This window comes from Candidatus Nitrosopelagicus brevis (genome assembly GCF_000812185.1).
In the GTDB taxonomy this organism is placed as follows: domain Archaea; phylum Thermoproteota; class Nitrososphaeria; order Nitrososphaerales; family Nitrosopumilaceae; genus Nitrosopelagicus; species Nitrosopelagicus brevis.
In genome coordinates, this window is record NZ_CP007026.1 from 1,049,748 (window position 1) to 1,066,794 (window position 17,047).

The following is a 17,047-nucleotide window of genomic DNA, read 5'->3' on the forward strand; positions in this document are numbered from 1 at the left end:
ATTTTTTCTCTCTGGTAAAAGGTTCATTTGGTAATAAGAGAAGGATTCACTTTTGATGATGTTCTCCTTGTACCCAAATTTTCAGATATAACTAGTCGTTCACAAACCAATTTATCAACAAACCTTTCTCGAAATATTAAACTCAATATTCCTTTAGTTAGTGCAAACATGGATACCGTCACAGAGTCTACTATGGCAACAACAATGGCTAGACAAGGAGGAATTGGAATAATTCATAGATTTTTAACAATAGAAGAAGAAGCTGAACAAGTTCTCAAAGTCAAACGTTCTGGAAGTGTAATGATTGATAATCCGTATCAAATATCTTCTGAAAAATCTATTGAAGAAGCTATTGATTTAATGAATGAAAAAGAAGTATCTGGATTACTAGTAGTCGATCCTGATTCTAAACTTGTTGGTGTCTTAACTGAACGTGATGTACTTTTTGAATCAATCAATTCAAAAAAATCTGTATCTGAATTAATGACTAAAGATGTAATCTCTTCAAATGAAAATACAACCTTAGATGAAGCAAAAGATATTCTAAAAAGTCATAGAATTGAAAAACTACCTCTTGTAAATGATAAAAATCACATTGTTGGTCTTTACACTACTCAGGATATTCTAAATATCGAAAATTTTCCAAATGCATCAAAGGATAAGAAAGGACGACCACTTGTTGGAGCTGCAGTTGGAGTAAAAGGTGACTTTTTAGATAGAACTGAAGCGTTACTTGGTGCTGGTGCAGATGCAATTGTAGTTGATATTGCACATGGTCACAGTGAAAATGCAATCAGTACAGTAAAAAATATTAAAAAAGCATTTCCTGACTGTGAACTCATTGCTGGAAATGTAGCAACTGCTCAAGGTACTGAAGATTTGATTAAAGCTGGGGTTGATGCAGTTAAAGTTGGTGTTGGTTCTGGTTCTATCTGTATTACACGAGTTATTACCGGCTCTGGTGTGCCTCAATTAACAGCTGTAATGGATTGTGCTGAAATTGGTAAAAAATATGATATACCAATTATTTCTGACGGTGGAACAAGAACATCAGGTGATGCAACTAAAGCATTAGCTGCTGGCGCATCATCTGTTATGTTAGGAAGTATGTTAGGCGGAACTGATGAAAGTCCTGGTTCAACAATCACAAAGAATGGAAAAAGATACAAGTTTTACAGTGGAATGGCATCTCTAGGAGCAGCACGAAGAAGAAAATCAAAGGAAGTTACGCAAGCCGATACTGAGGATGATCTAAATGACTATGTTGCTGAAGGAGTAGAGGCGATGGTTCCATACAAAGGAACTGTTATTGATATTCTCGTTCAAATTACTGGTGGAATACGTTCTGGCTTGAGTTATTGTGGTGGTCATGATATTAAACAAATGCAAACTAATGCTGAATTTATAAAAATGTCACGTGCTGGATTTGCAGAAAGCCAACCTCATGATGTTGACGTACTATAGCTAATCTTTTATTGATTTAAAATCCAGTTTTTTCATGTTGAATAAATTCACAATTATTGGAATTATAATTGGAAGTGCAATTTCTATTTTAGGCGCTTCTTCAATGGTCACTTCATTAAATTCACCAAATGAAATTCAAGAGGATACTGCAACATTTGGAATTGGCGATTTTGATAAAATTAACTTCAATGCTCCTGCAAACTCATCACAATCATTGATTATAACCGGAGATTCATTTGATGTAAAAATTACAACTCCTGATTCAAGTAATGATGTTAATGCAAGTTTTAAAAATAAAGCGAACCTTTCTTGGACTTCGATCACTGCAGGTCAAACAATAATAACAATCCAAAATACTGGAGATTCAGAGTTTACTGAAAGTTATAAATTTGAACTAGAACGTGATCCGTTATTCTTCACTTATTCAATTTTAGTAATTATTGCTGGAGTTGTAATAATTGGATTTAGTGCAGGATTTAGTGCCCGAAAACCAAAAGGATTCTAATCTAATTCTGCAATTGGATATGAACCAATTATTTTAAGAAATATTGTATTTTTTCTAATATTGTCTAGTACAGATTTTATTTTAGAATTTGAAGAATGACCTAGAAAATCCACAAAGAAATTGTATTCCCAATTTGTATTCTTATTTGGTCTAGATTCAATTTTTGTTAGATTAATATCATTATCATTAAATTCTTTCAATATTTGATATAATGCACCTGGTTCATGTTTTACTGAAAAAATAATTGAAGTCTTATCATTTTTACTTTCATTCGTCTTCTCTTTTGAAAATATCAAAAAGCGCGTGAAATTATTTGAATTATTTGCAATTCCTTCTTTGATTATAGGAACATCATACAAATTACTAGCAAGACTACTTGCTATTGCTGCACAATTATTTTCAAGGTCTTTAATGATTTCAACACTTCCTGCTGTGTCATATGTTGGAACAGTTTTCAAACCATGATTTTCAATAAAATCACTACATTGTCCTAATGCTTGTGGGTGTGAATACACTTTTGTTATATCGTCCAATTCACCTCTACCAATTAAACAATGTTCCACTTTAAGATACACTTCACCTATTGCATGTAGATTTGTTTTAACAATTTCATCAATGCTCTGTCCAACTGTACCTTCAATAGAATTCTCAACAGGTAAAATGGAATAACTTACATCAGATGATGTTTTATCGTTTTGAGCAGATTTTAATGCATCTTCAAATGAACTTGTTCCAATTGTATCAATTTCTTCTCCAAAAAATTTTTTTGCTGCACTTTGACTATATGCTCCTTGTACGCCTTGATATGATACTTTCTTCATCTTAATTTTAAATTAAAAATTCACTTTTACCAAACTCGGTAGATAATTTTCTATCATCAATCCATCCACAATCCTTACACTTTACTGCATCTCTCATTTTTACAACAGTACCAAAACATTTTCTACATTTTGTGAATAATACTCCTAATTCTGGTGAATCTATAGTTGCATGTATTGTTCCATTTATGTGACTGATTATCTTTGCTTTTACAACATCTTGTGCTAAAGCGATATTTTTTTTCCTAATATGTCTCGTAACACAAATACATTCCAAATCTGAATTCATTTTTTTTCCATTAACAAATTTTATCATTATCGCAATCATTGATGGTAAATTTGCCTCCACAACTCCTATGATTACATCCCCTACGTTTGGTACTGTAATCTGTTTTTGTCGATTTATTGATGCTAATCTTTCAGAAGAATCTAGATTAATTTCTCCAATTGTTGTTGCTCTAATAGAATCGTTATCCTCAAATGTATTTTCTCCTGGCAAATATTCTTCAATTTGTGCAATTTTTTCGCCTGGAATTTTTTGATTTTCATTCATAGATATACTCAAGAATTTTAACTATTATTTGTTTTTAGACTCACATAATTGATTAACCAGTTATAATTTACCAGTGATATGAGTGAGCAAATATCTAGCAAATTGATATCTTATGCAGTATTTCTAGTCACGCTCGGAGTTATTGGAGTAAGTATCCTATCTGTGATGTTTCCAGCCTTGATCATTTCAAATACATATGAATTTTCTAACGATTTAGATCCATTTGAAAGTAATTCTTGGTTACCATCAATTATCATATCTATTTCATCTTTTTTGATTATAGGCTTTCTTTATCAAAAAAAGAAACTTCCATCTTTTTTTCAATCTGGAATACATTTTATTTTAAATTTTGAAACCTCAAAACGAGTTTCAATAATAACTGCAATTATAATTTTAGTTATCTACATTGGATTCTCTTCTGAAGAATTATTTATCGATGAGATGCGTCAGTGGCCAGATTATAAAGTATTACAACAGGCATTAGATATCTGGCCATCTACTGATCATTGGAGTATCTACGTTTCAGAACAAAATACTAGATATGTTAGAATTATTCTTCTGGATTTTTCACAGGAATTTCTTCAAAATATAAAATTATTACCTTTTGTTGGAAGTATTCTTGTTGTAGTATTCACTGCATTAATAACTACACAAATAGCAAAAAAAAGATTTGCTGGCTTGGTGTCAATGATTATTCTATTACAAAGTATCACCTTTACTGATTTCGATACTATTGCTGTTTATGAGAATTTTTGGGTATTATTTTATCTCATTTCATTGTATTCAATTCAAAAAAGATGGTGGTCTGCTTCACCAGTATCTTTTGTTTTAGCTATTTTCACAAAAGCATTTATCATAACATATTTTTGGATGAATATATTTTTCATTTATCGTGCAGAAATTCCTAGAAAAACAAAATATTTCTTATTTTTAACTTACGGTGCAGTTATTGGAATAGTATATTGGATTTTTGAAAGTGGAAAAAGTATAATCTATGATGATATTGTTAAATTAGATGTAAATGCATTTTATGATGGATTTACTGGATGGGGAAATAATATGCAACTTGATCCTCTTGCAATTTTGTGTGTAGTTCCTTTAACAGTTGGATTATTCATAAAATCTCTGAAGGGAGTTAAACAAGCTGATTCTGTCTTAATTTTGATTATGGGCACAATTCTTGCTGCACCATTGATCTCTTTTGTTACCGATTTCTATTTCATATTGCCTTATCGATACATTCCATTTATTGTAGCAATGGCAATTGGAATTGGAGTTTTTCTTTCAAAAGAAGATTAGTCGCTACGAATTATTGTCCAATAAGTTATAACAGAATCTGATGGTTTTACTATATACGAATGGTGTAAACCTCTAAAAATTTCATATCTCTCTCCAAGATTATCACGTACCCCCAAACTAGTAATAAATGCCCTATGATACCAAGCACATTCTTCATCATACCCTGGAACTTCAAAAACTTGTGTCAAACATTTCTCATAGTTATACTCGACAGTTATTTCACGCATTTCAACATTTTTTCCATTCACAATTCCTGTTTTCACAATTGGTAGCGTATCCACAAAATTATGCGTAACATCTTTTTCTAAATAACTTGTTGCAACAGTTTTTGTGACACTAATTAATTCACCATCCAAATTTCTTAGAATATTATATGCCTGAACTTTGTATTCTGAATCTTTGATTTTAATTAATTCATCCGTATTCCATGTTAACGGCTCTGCAGCAATATTTACTGAAAAAATTGAAACAAATGATAATCCAATTATTATTAGAAGTATTGTTTTTTTCATATATTATAACCAGTGTGGTATCTCTAAATAATTATCTAATTTCTCATTATTGAGCATTTTTAATAATGCATTTGCTTGTGGTGTTGATAGCATAGGTTTGTCAAATTCATTATCAGTTGAAATTCTTGGGCACGCAACTTGAATAAATGCATCAATTCCTGTGAAATTTTTCAGTCTATCACTAGTAATGTCTGTTAATGCTAACAATTGAACTTCTTTTCCACGCTCTTCAAGCTCTTTTTTGAATTTTAATGCTGTAACTTTTGCAAATTGACCTTCTTTTAGACCTACAATTACTCCAAAAACTTTTGCTTCCATTGCTTTGTAAATCTTCAGCGTAGCCTTTTTTTCTAATTTTTCTGCAAAGTTCGTCACATCTCTTACTTCATTGAAATAAGGATCTAAAATGTAGGTTTTCACTTTAGTTGATATTGCAACTCCTGCAGCATGAAAATTACTTTGTCCTAAAAATAAATTTGCATCTACTTCTTCTTTTGTTTCCATTGCAGGATAAAATTCACATCCAAAAACTTGCCCATCGTTTAATTGACCTTTTCCTTTACCGATTTTTACAAAAACACCTCCGTCTTCTAGTTGTTTTTTAACTGATTCAACTTGATGAAGATGTTGACTATCTGTAATTAATGAAATTGTTTTTCCATTCAAAATTTCTAATGCTTTTGGTATTACCGCATCAAAAGGTACGTTATCAAAAGCATCAATCATGATGACATTATCTTGTTCTCCTGGAAATGTTTCTAATTTATTTGTGTGACCAATATTGAATAAAATTTCTGCACCTAAAACTTTGGCACCATTTGAATTAAGATCACATGTACCCCATGTAGTATCTGCTAAAACAAATGCAGGGATATCAAATTTTTTTGTAATATTTACTGCTGTTTCTTGAACTTGTGGTAACATTCCATCTGGTGCATTTAAAGCAACTGTAACTGGCTTCCTTTGAGAAATTATCTCAAAAATCCTCTTTTCATCAATTACTATCATTTGTTCTGAAAAGTGTCATTTTGAATTTAAACCAAACTCTTTGGCAAATCACTAAAATTCCTATATTTTGTAGTAAATGTATGTCTAAACAAATACTCCATATTGGTATTGATGATACAGATTCTCCTAAAGGCATGTGTACTACATTTTTAGCTTACAAAATTATTAACAGATTGAAAAAAGAAAATGTAGATTTTCTTGATTTTCCAAATTTAGTCAGATTCAATCCTAATATTCCATGGAAAACTAGAGGTAACGGTGCTGTTGGAATTAAAATTTCTACTTCCAATCCTGAAAAAATCAAAAATTTAGTAAAAAAATTTGTTAAACAATATTCCGATGTTAAAAATGGAGCAAATCCTGGTCTGGTTTTTTGTCAAGTTGAAAACATTCCAGATGAATTTTTGAAAATTAGTTCAGATGCAATGTGGAAATTAATTCATAGAAATGAAGCAAAAAAAATTCTTTCGAAATACAATTTTGATTTTTTTTATCTTGGTAATGGTCAAGGATTAGTTGGAGCCACTAGTGTCATAGGCTATAATTTTAAAGATCAAACATACGAATTACTTTCTTATCGTAAATCATCTCAATTTGGAAAAAAACGTTCAATTGATAAATCCAAAGTCAAAGAAATGCAAGAAAAAACATATCCTAATACGTTTAATAGTTTTGATTCCAAGAAAAATAAAGTATTGTTAATGCCTCATGGTCCTGATCCTGTTTTTTATGGAGTTCGTGGAGAAGACTCGTCAACATTAATTTCTGCATCAAAAATGATTAAACCAAAAGAGAAACTTGCTGGTTATCTTATTTTTAAATCAAATCAAGGAACTGGTGATCATTTAAAAAATGAAATCGATGTAAATAATTTTTTACCCTATACATCTGGAACTTTACATGGTATTGTATCTACAAAACCTATTGTAACCAAAGGTGGGCATGTATTTTTTTCAATGATTGTAAACAATGTGAAAATTCATTGCGCAGTCTATAAACCAACACGAATTACTAATATTGCAAAAGAATTGATCATTGGAGATATGATTAAAGTGGGGGGTGGAATTAGAAAAGCATCAAAAACACATCCTAGAATTTTAAATATTGAATTTATTCAGGTTCTAAAACTTGAAAAGAAATCAAAATTAACAAATCCATTTTGTAAAAAATGCAAAAAAAGTATGAAATCAAAGGGGAAAAATCAAGGATTTCAATGTGTCAAATGTAAAAAGTCATCTCCTCATAAGATTCGCCAATTTTTTACACGTTCTATTAAAGAACAAATCTATGTGCCAGATACTTCGGCCCATCGTCATCTCACAAAACCTGTTCAACGCATGAAACAAATATCTAAACATGAAAAATTCGATCCAAATTCATTATGGATCAATAATTTTTAAAATCATAATAGCGGGGAGTAGATTTGAACTACTGATTTTCGGGTTATGAGCCCGACGGGATGACCTGACTTCCCCACCCCGCTGAACAAAAATCCCTTATGAGGTATATACGCGTTTCAAATTCGGAAATGAATAAAAGGATTCTAATTAATTTTTTATTATGCTTCCAAGGTATAGAAAATTCCAAATCGTTGGTATCGCAGGAGCTCTACTATTCTCTGCTGTAGTTTTGACTGATACATTACCTTCAAATTCACCACCACTTCCTGAACCTATAATTCAAAATGTTTCAACTGAATCTGTAGAAATTGTGGCAACAAATTTTGATAAACCATGGTCAATTGCGTTTGATGATGATAGGATATTTGTTTCAGAAAAATCTGGGAAAATCCAAATAGTAACATCTTCTGGCGTACTTGATTCGCCTCTAATTACATTACGTACTCCTGAAATTTTTGGTGGTGGATTACTTGGAATAACAACACATCCAGATTTTACAAATAATCATTTTCTTTATGCATATCATACATATGAAGAAAATGAAAAGTTATGGAATAAAGTAATTAGAATTACAGAAAAAGATAACAAATCTACTGAAATTATTACTATTCTAGATAAAATACCTGGTTCTGCATTTAGTAATGGTGGAGTTATAAAATTTGGTCCTGATGGAAAATTATACGTAGGAACTGGTTCTGTTAGTGATTTTTTAAATGAATCACAAAACCTCAATTCTCTAGCAGGAAAAATTCTTAGATTAAACGATGATGGAACCATACCATCTGATAATCCATATGAAGAATCTTATGTATTTACACTTGGACATAGGAATCCAACAGGTTTTGCATGGAATAATCTAGGAACAATGTTTGCAACTGAATCTGGTCCAACAAAAAATGATGAAATCAATTTGATAACTGCAGGTTCTAACTATGGTTGGCCAGAAGTTCAATGTTTCTCAAACAATGATAATTTTGTAAACCCTTTGGAATGTTTTGATCCTGGATTGGAACCTGGTGGAATAATATTCTATTCTGGAGATAAACTTGACATTAATGATGAAATGATTCTAGCTTCACAAAAAGCAACAAATCTATTCAAAGTTCAAATTAGCGAAAATGATGTAAATCTTGAACGTATATTGAGTGGTTTAGGTAGAATTAGAGATGTAGCACAGGGTCCTGATGGATATGTCTACATCATTACCACAAATACCGATGGAAAAGCATTTCCAGCACCAGATGATGACAAATTATTGAGGATATTGAAATAAAATGGCTGATTCATCGATTCCAAAATTTTTTGAGAAAACTCATGAGGAGAAATTGGATATTATTTGTAATTTCTCAGATCTTAATGATGATGAATTAAATCATCTCAAAAATGCAACTGGTGGATTGGATTTTGAATATGCAAACAAAATGATTGAAAATGCAATTGGTACATTTTCGCTTCCTCTTGGGATTGCTACTAATTTTAAAATTAACAATGTGGATTATCTTGTTCCTATGGTAATTGAAGAACCATCAGTAATTGCTGCTGCATCAAAGGCTGCAAAAATTGCTAAACTTCATGGTGGTTTTACTGCAAAAGTTGATGGAAATATCAGTATTGGACAAATCCAAGTTTTAGATGTAGATATTCAAGAATCAATTTCTACTATAAATTCAAATTCTGATCAGATAATTGAACTAGCAAATTCTTCAAGTAAAACATTACCAAAATTAGGTAAGGGTGCAAAAGAAGTAAAATGTAAAGAAATCAAAACTCCCTCATCATCTATGTTAATTGTAGAATTGATGATTGATGTAGGTGATGCTATGGGTGCAAATGTAACTAATACTATGTGTGAAACTGTTGCACCATTAATTGAAAAATTAACAGGTGGAAAAACATTATTGAGAATACTTTCAAATTATTCTACCAAACGAATGGTAACAGCAACTGCAACATTTGATAAAGATGCAGTTGGTGGAGAACAAGTCGTTAATGACATGATCTCTGCATTTGATTTTGCTGATAATGATGTTTATCGTGCAGTTACTCATAACAAAGGTGTCATGAACGGTGCAATTTCTGTTGCAAATGCTACAGGACAAGACAGTCGTGCAATTGAAGCAGCTGCACATGCATATGCATCTCACACTGGACGATATCGCTCGTTAACGCAATGGTCAAAAGATAATGACGGACATCTTGTTGGAAAATTTGAAATTCCTCTTTCAGTTGGAATTGTTGGAGGAGTTACTAATAATCACCCAATTGCAAAACTTTGTACTAAAATACTTAATCTAAAAAATGTCCAAGAATTATCATGTATTATTGCTTCAACCGGATTGGCACAAAATTTTGCTGCTATGCGTGCCTTAGCAACAGAAGGAATTCAGAAAGGTCACATGAAATTACACGCTCGAAAAGAGGCAAGTAATTCCTAACAAAATACCTAAAGAAAATTTTCTACTTGTTTTAACCATCCATTATATTACGTATAGTTGTTCGTATAGAAATGTCCAAAGTAAAATTTGCAATCCCAAAAGGCAGTCTAGAAGAGGCTACATTCAAGCTTCTTGAAAGCTCATGGACTAGAGTTAGTAGAAAAAGTAGAACGTATCGTGTTTTTTTAGATGATCCTGAAATTATGGTAAAAATGTTAAGACCTCAGGAAATTCCTAATCTGGTTTCAGATGGATTGTATGATGTTGGAATTACAGGAAAAGATTGGATTAATGAAACCAAATCTGATGTTGATCCTTTACTTGATTTAGAATATGGAAAAATAAAATTAGTAATTGCAATTCCTGACACATTAAAATTCAAAAATTTTGATCAAATGATTGCAGAATATGCTAAAAAGAAAAAGATTCTCCGCCTATCTTCAGAATATCTCACAAATGCTTCAAAGTTTATCAAAAGTTGTAAATCATACAAAAAAGCATTTGGAAATAAGGATCCAATGATTATTACTCCTTGGATGAGAGTTGGAACAAACAAGAATGTTCAAATTCACTTATCATTTGGTGCAACTGAAGCAAAGCCTCCAGAAGATGTTGATGCAATAATGGATGTTACAGAAACTGGAACAACTTTAAAACAAAATGGACTGAAAATTATAGATACTGTAATGAAATCCAGTGCACATCTAATTGCAAATAAACAATCTCTAAAAGATAAGAACAAACGTGAAAAAATATTTGATATTGTAACTTTAATGAGTGGTGCAGTTCAAGGAAAAAAATACTTACACTTGTATCTTAACATCAAAGAAAATAATTTGAAAAAGCTTCTCAAAGAACTTCCTTCATTAAAGAAACCAACTGTTAGCCCATTAAGTGAAAAAGGTTGGGTAGGTGTAAACACTGTAATCTTAAAAACTGATTTCCACAAACTAATACCTAAACTTCGAAAGATTGCTCAAGGAATAGTTGTACATGAACCACGACAAATTCTTCAGTTAGAGGAGATAAAGCGTGACGAAGAAAATTGATCAAGATATTACAGGTTAGTAATGTTGACAGTTTTGTAGAAGCCAGACGTCAAAAAACCTCACAAAAAGATAGAAAAATTGTACAATCAATCTTAGATGATGTAAGAAAGAATGGTGATTCTGCTGTCAAAAAATACGAACAAAAATTCAATGGAAGAAAAACAACTCAATTACGTGTAAGTAAACAAGAAGCAAAAAATGCAAAGATTACTGATGCAGAATTTACTGCATTACAGTTATCCGCAATACGACTATCTAAATCACAAAGAATTCTAAACAAAAGTTTGATTCAATCTGTCAAGAAAATCTCTGATATTTCATTTGTTCCTGTTCCAAGTGTTGGTTGTTACATACCTGGAGGTCAAGCCCGATATCCAAGTTCAGCAATTATGTCTGTAATTACTGCTGCTGAGGCTGGGGTAAAGAAAATTGTAGTTGTTTCTCCTCCAAATTCTGATGGAAAAATAGATCCTATGACAATTACTGTTGCTCAAAATTGTGGTGCAGAAATCTACAAAGTAGGTGGTGCACAAGCAATAGCTGCACTTGCATATGGAACAAAATCTATACCAAAAGTCGATAAAATTGTTGGGCCTGGAGGAAAGTTCGTTAGTATTGCTAAATCAATTGTAAGTGAAGAAACCTCAATTGATATGATTGCAGGACCCACTGAACTTGGAATTATAGTTGATTCAACTGCCGATCCTGAATTGGTTGCATATGATCTTATTTCTCAAGCAGAGCACAGCAATGATACAATGTGTTTTGTTATTACGACATCAAAATCAAAGGCAACTCAAATTCAAAAATCACTCAAAAAAATAATTCCAAATATAGAGAGAAGTTCTATCGTAAAACAGAGTATCTCAAAGAATGGATTCATTGCAGTTTGTAAAAATCAAAAAGATGTAATTGAATTAGCAAATAAAATTGCACCAGAACACATGGAATTAATGGTGAAAGGTGCTAAAGTACTATCCAAAAAAATCACTGGTCCTGGTTTAGTCTTAATTGGAAAAAATACTCCATCTTCTGCAAGTGATTATCTTTTAGGTACTAATCACATACTTCCAACTAATGGATTTGGTAGAACTAGAGGAGGATTATCTGTATTGGATTTCTTAAAATTACAAACTACACTGGAAACAAAGAAGTCAGAACTTAGTAAAATTTCTGATAAATTAAAAATACTTACTGATGCAGAAGGATTACCAAATCACTACAAAGCTGTGGAGAAGAGATTAAAATGAATAAGAAATTCCAAAAAAGATTAAATGAATTAGGAAATCTTTCTGGATATCAAAAACCAACTAAAGTTGATGATGTACTAAAACTAGACTCAAACGAAAATCTTGCAATTAAAAAAGAATTCCAAACTGAATTAATTCGTGAAGCTCAAAAACGTTCAGACATTAGAACATATCCCCTTGGCGGAGTTGAAAATTTAATCAGTTCTCTTGCAAAATATTTGAAAGTACCAAAAAATATGATTTCAGTTGGAAATGGTTCTGATCAAATACTTGATTTAATTCTAGCAAATTTTTGTACAAAATTAACAAAAATCCTAACATCTGATCCTACATTTGGATTCTTTGAAGAAAGATGCAAACTTTACTCTATAAAACAAGTTACAATTCCATTTTCAAAAAATATGGATTTACGCATTGAAGATTTTATTAAAAAAGCAAAATCTGTAGATATGATTTATCTTGATTCTCCAAACAATCCAACTGGATTCCAATTTTCTAATAAAGACTTGGAAAAATTAATCAAATCTTTCTCTGGACCTATAATAATTGATGAAGCATATGGCGAATTCTCAAATTCTTCTGTTCTTAGTCTAGTTAAAAAATACCCCAACGTGATTTTAGTAAAAACTTTGTCTAAAGCATTCGGATTGGCTGGATTACGTATAGGGTATATGATTGCCGACAAAAAATTTACTGAAGTTTTCTCAAATGTTATTCAATATCCATATCCACTAAATACACTCGCTATTGAATGTGGAATTTTGGCTATAGAAAAATCAAAACAAATTATATCTATTTTTGAAATCATCAAAAAACAGAGAGCGAGAATAATAAAAAATTTAAAAAAATATGATGCTTTTGATGTTTTTGATTCTAATGCAAATTTTGTATTATTTGATGCAAAAGGTGCTGATACACGAGTATACAATGCATTAATTGAACAAGGAATTTCTATTAGAAAACTTGGAAAATTGGCTTCACACAAAGGATGTTTGCGTGTAACAATTGGTACTCCTGATATGAACTCTAAATTTTTACTTGCAATACGTGATCTTATAGAATGACCAAAGAAATTTTCATTTCTAATGATATATCTCAGAAAATCCAGAAATTTGATTCAATAATATTTGATTGTGATGGAGTCTTAGTTGATATTAGAAATTCATATGATCATGCAATCAATAAAACAATTTCTGCAATAATGAAAGAATTGTTTAATGATGAAATAGGTGATGTCGTAACATCAAAAATTCACTTTGGTTTAAAATCTGTTGGAGGATTTAATGATGAAGTTGCAGTAGTGTATGCTATAGTCATGACATTGGCTGCTTCCAAAAAGTCTGAAATTGAATTTGAAAAATTAATTGTTGATGTAATTAGTAACGCTAATGAATCTGGCATTAATTCTATTGATGATTATTTCAAAGACCGAAATATAGATCTTATAGAAATTAAATCAAAATTAGATTATGAAAATTCTCGTAAAGTGAGTTATATACACAAAATTTTCAATCAATTGTTTTATGGACCAAAATTATATGAAGAAATTTCTAATGAAAAATCTCAATTCTATGATGAACCCTTAATTGATCTAGATGATATAGTCTTAGATGACAATCTTATGCTTAAATTAAAAAATAGATTTGGTACTAAAATCTCTACTGTAACTGGAAGAGGAAAATTTGCGTTTTCATATTCAATGAAAAAATTTTTAGATAATTTTGATATGGAAAACTCAGTATTTCTAGAAGATCGTCCATTGAACCTGGCAAAACCAAATCCCGAATCTCTAATAGAATCAATTTCTAAAATTAATTCGAAATGTTCTCTATACATTGGCGATTCAATGGAGGATCTTTTGATGGTTCAAAAATGTCAGGAACAAGGTTATGATGTATCATTTTGTGGTATTTATGGTTCTAGTGATGAACCGAAATTAAAATATGAATTATTTCAAAAGAATGACGCACCATTTATTCTTGAATCAATACAAGAACTTCCGAAGGCATTAAATCTGGTATGATGGAAACTAAACAAGTATTATGAAACCTAGAAAAACAAGCATCAAACGAGAAACCAAAGAAACCAGTGTTTCAATAACCATTAATCTGGATGGAACTGGCAAAACCACAATCAATACAGGTATAAAATTCCTAGATCACTTGATTGGTTCTTTTGGTAAGCACTCGATGATGGATTTGGTTGTTAAGGCAAAATCAAGAGATGGAATTGAACACCACTTGATTGAAGATACAGGCATAACTATTGGAAGTGCAATTGATAAGGCGTTAGGAAATAGAAGTGGAATTACAAGATTCAGTTTCTCATCTGTACCTATGGATGAAGCTCTAGCTGAAACATCACTTGATTTAGTAAAAAGACAATATCACAAAATAACTCTCTCAACCAAAAGAACAAAGATTGAGGGTATATCCAAAGAAGATCTAGAACACTTTTTCTTCTCTCTTGCGCAAAATCTGAATTGTTGTATTCATGTTACTGTAAAGTATGGAGATAATGATCACCACAAAGTTGAAGCTGCCATAAAATCAATGGCAGTAGCAATACGTAATGCAGCATCAAATGATCCTAAACAAAAAGGTATACCAAGTACTAAAGGCGCAATGTAATGGTAAGTGTAGCAATATTTGATTATGGAGCAGGAAATATCTTTAGTCTAAAGACTTCACTTGAAAAAAATGGTGCCAGTGTTGATATTATTACCAGTTTTGATCAATCAAAAAAATATGATGGTTTATTGTTGCCTGGTGTAGGAAATTTTGATCCTGCAATTAGAAGCATTAGAGATTATTCTGCATTGGGATTCCATGATTTTGTAAAAGAAAAAATTCCAGTTCTTGGAATATGTCTAGGAATGGAGATGTTTTTCAAGCAAAGTCAAGAAGGAAAGGAAAAAGGTCTAGATGTAATGAATGGCGAAGTTGTATTACTTCCAAATGATATGAAAATTCCACATATGGGTTGGAATAGTTTAGAAATTACAAAAGATAGTAAAATTCTTGAAGGAGTAGAGAATAATTCATGGGTTTACTTCGTTCATTCCTATAGGGCCAAGCCTGATAATTCAGATATTATTGTGGCTAATGCAGATTATGGAATAAAAGTTCCTGCTGTTGTAGAAGATAATTTATTTTTCGGAACTCAATTTCATCCTGAAAAATCAGGTAAAATTGGATCATTAATGATTCAAAACTTTCTTAGAGTGTGCAGTAAATGAAAATAATCCCTGCAATTGATTTGATGGACGGTAAAGTTGTCCGCTTGTATAAAGGTGATCCTAAAAACAAAATAATTTACAGTAACAATCCTGTAGAAATTGCAAAAAAATGGGAATCACTTGGAGGTGATATCTTACATATTGTTGATTTAGATGCAACCTTAGGCAGTGGTGAGAATTCTAAAATTATTAAAGAAATTTCTGAAAACACATCAATTCCGTTGCAGGTTGCAGGTGGCCTACGAACTGAAGAAAAAATTTCTGAAGTTCTAGATTTTGCTTCCCGTGCCGTAATTGGAACAATTGCAATGCAACTTAAAGAAAGTGAGCAAGATAATATTCTAAGTGATTTTATCCAAACATTTGGTTCTGAACGAATTGTAATTTCCATTGATCATGTGGATGGAAAAATTGTTACTCATGGATGGCAAAATAACACTGGTATTGATCTATATGATGCAACAAATGAGTTTGTCAACTATGGGTTTACCGAATTTTTAACCACAAATGTTTCAAAGGATGGGACCTTGGAAGGACCTGATATTGAATCACTAAAAAAAATATGCCAAATAAAAAAGTGTAATGCAATTGCCAGTGGTGGAATATCTAAAATGCAAGATATTCAAGATGTTAATGAAATTGATCCATTTGGAGTAATTCTAGGAAAGGCACTTTATGAAGGGCTAGTTTCAATAGAGGAGGCAAAGAAAATTGGTTCTAACTAAGCGTATAATTCCGTGTTTGGATGTTGCAAATGGACGAGTTGTAAAAGGATTAAATTTTGAATCAATAAAAGATGCAGGTGATCCTGTACAATTAGCTGAAAAATATTCTAATGAAGGCGCAGATGAACTAGTTTTTCTAGATATTACTGCCTCATCTGAACAACGTGAAACCATAAAATCACTAGTTAAAAAAATTGCAGAAGTAATTGACATTCCATTTACGGTTGGCGGTGGAGTTAAATCATTACAACATGCAAGAGATATTTTGCTTAATGGTGCTGATAAAGTTGCAATTAACACTGGAGCTGTAAAAAATCCTGAAGTCATTACTGAACTAATGGAATTATTTGGCAAACAATGTGTTGTAGTTGCAATAGATTCTAGAAGAAATTATAATTTAGAGAAAGGAAAAAATATTTTTTCAGAAAATGGAAAACAATTTTGGTTTGAAGTATTCATTTATGGCGGAAAAAAGGGTACTGGATTAGATGTTATTGATTGGTCTAAAAAAATAGAAGAATTAGGTGCAGGTGAAATACTACTTACAAGTATTGATAGAGATGGTACAAAAGATGGATATGATACTTTATTAACAAATGAAATTGTTCATGCAGTTGGAATTCCTGTTATTGCATCTGGTGGATGTGGGAAACCTGAAGATATGATTGACATTTTTAAAAATACTGAAGTTAATGCTGCATTAGCTGCATCAATTTTTCACTATGAAACACATTCTGTTAATCGTGTAAAAGAAATGATTAAAGAAAATGGAATTGATGTTAGATACTGAA

General features: G+C 31.4%; 18 protein-coding genes and 1 tRNA gene. 14 read left to right on the forward strand and 5 right to left on the reverse strand.

Translation table 11 applies throughout. The features are described 5' to 3' along the window. The first annotated feature begins 27 nt into the window (after positions 1–27). The gene (gene guaB, locus T478_RS06270) at positions 28–1,464 is read left to right on the forward strand and encodes an IMP dehydrogenase (RefSeq protein WP_048106119.1); all 1,437 of its coding nucleotides are present in this window, start codon (positions 28–30) and stop codon (positions 1,462–1,464) included. 34 nt (positions 1,465–1,498) lie between these two features. Continuing rightward, a complete protein-coding gene (locus tag T478_RS06275) occupies positions 1,499–1,969 on the forward strand; it encodes a hypothetical protein (RefSeq protein WP_048106122.1) in 471 nt (156 codons plus the stop codon). Here T478_RS06275 and pheA read toward each other — a convergent pair. Next, positions 1,966–2,790 (reverse strand): prephenate dehydratase, encoded by an 825-nt coding sequence (pheA, locus tag T478_RS06280; RefSeq protein WP_048106125.1) that lies wholly within the window; start codon positions 2,788–2,790, stop codon positions 1,966–1,968. The two genes, T478_RS06275 and pheA, sit on opposite strands and share 4 nt — an antisense overlap. A gap of 7 nt (positions 2,791–2,797) precedes the next feature. Then, positions 2,798–3,340 (reverse strand): exosome complex RNA-binding protein Csl4, encoded by a 543-nt coding sequence (locus tag T478_RS06285; RefSeq protein WP_048106127.1) that lies wholly within the window; start codon positions 3,338–3,340, stop codon positions 2,798–2,800. A gap of 78 nt (positions 3,341–3,418) precedes the next feature. On the opposite strand from T478_RS06285, the gene T478_RS06290 reads away from it, so the two are divergent. Next, positions 3,419–4,639 carry a hypothetical protein gene (locus T478_RS06290; RefSeq protein ID WP_048106130.1) on the forward strand — a complete coding sequence of 407 codons (1,221 nt, stop codon included), beginning with the start codon at positions 3,419–3,421 and terminating at the stop codon, positions 4,637–4,639. Here T478_RS06290 and T478_RS06295 read toward each other — a convergent pair. Next, a complete protein-coding gene (locus tag T478_RS06295; protein ID WP_048106132.1) occupies positions 4,636–5,151 on the reverse strand; it encodes a hypothetical protein in 516 nt (171 codons plus the stop codon). The two genes, T478_RS06290 and T478_RS06295, sit on opposite strands and share 4 nt — an antisense overlap. 3 nt (positions 5,152–5,154) lie before the next feature. Further along, on the reverse strand, positions 5,155–6,159 hold the full coding sequence (gene dph2 / locus T478_RS06300; protein ID WP_048106133.1) for a diphthamide biosynthesis enzyme Dph2: 1,005 nt from the start codon (positions 6,157–6,159) through the stop codon (positions 5,155–5,157). Positions 6,160–6,239: 80 nt separating this feature from the next. On the opposite strand from dph2, the gene T478_RS06305 reads away from it, so the two are divergent. Next, complete coding sequence (locus T478_RS06305; protein ID WP_048106135.1) at positions 6,240–7,559, forward strand: tRNA(Ile)(2)-agmatinylcytidine synthase; 1,320 nt, start codon at positions 6,240–6,242, stop codon at positions 7,557–7,559. A gap of 8 nt (positions 7,560–7,567) precedes the next feature. On the opposite strand, the gene T478_RS06310 is transcribed toward T478_RS06305, so the two are convergent. Beyond that, positions 7,568–7,642, reverse strand: a tRNA-Met gene (locus T478_RS06310). Positions 7,643–7,719: 77 nt separating this feature from the next. Here T478_RS06310 and T478_RS06315 point away from each other — a divergent pair. The 10 genes from T478_RS06315 to hisF all read left to right on the forward strand — a co-directional run bounded on the left by T478_RS06315 (position 7,720) and on the right by hisF (position 17,046). Continuing rightward, positions 7,720–8,832, forward strand: a complete 1,113-nt coding sequence (locus tag T478_RS06315) for a PQQ-dependent sugar dehydrogenase (protein ID WP_048106138.1) — start codon at positions 7,720–7,722, stop codon at positions 8,830–8,832. Between the two features lies 1 nt (position 8,833). Then, positions 8,834–9,994, forward strand: coding sequence for a hydroxymethylglutaryl-CoA reductase, degradative (locus T478_RS06320; RefSeq protein ID WP_048106144.1), 1,161 nt, complete (start codon positions 8,834–8,836; stop codon positions 9,992–9,994). Positions 9,995–10,065: 71 nt separating this feature from the next. Continuing rightward, entirely contained in the window at positions 10,066–11,043 is a 978-nt protein-coding gene (gene hisG / locus T478_RS06325) for an ATP phosphoribosyltransferase (RefSeq protein WP_048106150.1), read from the forward strand. Further along, positions 11,043–12,293 carry a histidinol dehydrogenase gene (gene hisD / locus T478_RS06330; RefSeq protein WP_048107034.1) on the forward strand — a complete coding sequence of 417 codons (1,251 nt, stop codon included), beginning with the start codon at positions 11,043–11,045 and terminating at the stop codon, positions 12,291–12,293. The genes hisG and hisD overlap by 1 nt, the downstream gene beginning before the upstream one ends. Next, positions 12,290–13,357 carry a histidinol-phosphate transaminase gene (gene hisC, locus T478_RS06335; protein WP_048106151.1) on the forward strand — a complete coding sequence of 356 codons (1,068 nt, stop codon included), beginning with the start codon at positions 12,290–12,292 and terminating at the stop codon, positions 13,355–13,357. Before hisD ends, hisC begins: the two co-directional genes overlap by 4 nt. After that, positions 13,354–14,316, forward strand: a complete 963-nt coding sequence (locus tag T478_RS06340; RefSeq protein ID WP_048106153.1) for an HAD family hydrolase — start codon at positions 13,354–13,356, stop codon at positions 14,314–14,316. The genes hisC and T478_RS06340 overlap by 4 nt, the downstream gene beginning before the upstream one ends. A 19-nt stretch (positions 14,317–14,335) precedes the next feature. Further along, positions 14,336–14,923 carry an imidazoleglycerol-phosphate dehydratase HisB gene (hisB, locus tag T478_RS06345; protein ID WP_048106155.1) on the forward strand — a complete coding sequence of 196 codons (588 nt, stop codon included), beginning with the start codon at positions 14,336–14,338 and terminating at the stop codon, positions 14,921–14,923. Then, positions 14,923–15,531: an imidazole glycerol phosphate synthase subunit HisH gene (gene hisH / locus T478_RS06350; RefSeq protein ID WP_048106157.1), complete on the forward strand. Its 609-nt coding sequence runs from the start codon at positions 14,923–14,925 to the stop codon at positions 15,529–15,531. The genes hisB and hisH overlap by 1 nt, the downstream gene beginning before the upstream one ends. Further along, the gene (locus T478_RS06355) at positions 15,528–16,256 is read left to right on the forward strand and encodes a 1-(5-phosphoribosyl)-5-[(5-phosphoribosylamino)methylideneamino]imidazole-4-carboxamide isomerase (protein WP_048106159.1); all 729 of its coding nucleotides are present in this window, start codon (positions 15,528–15,530) and stop codon (positions 16,254–16,256) included. The genes hisH and T478_RS06355 overlap by 4 nt, the downstream gene beginning before the upstream one ends. Then, the gene (gene hisF, locus T478_RS06360) at positions 16,243–17,046 is read left to right on the forward strand and encodes an imidazole glycerol phosphate synthase subunit HisF (protein WP_048106161.1); all 804 of its coding nucleotides are present in this window, start codon (positions 16,243–16,245) and stop codon (positions 17,044–17,046) included. Before T478_RS06355 ends, hisF begins: the two co-directional genes overlap by 14 nt. Position 17,047: the final 1 nt, after the last annotated feature.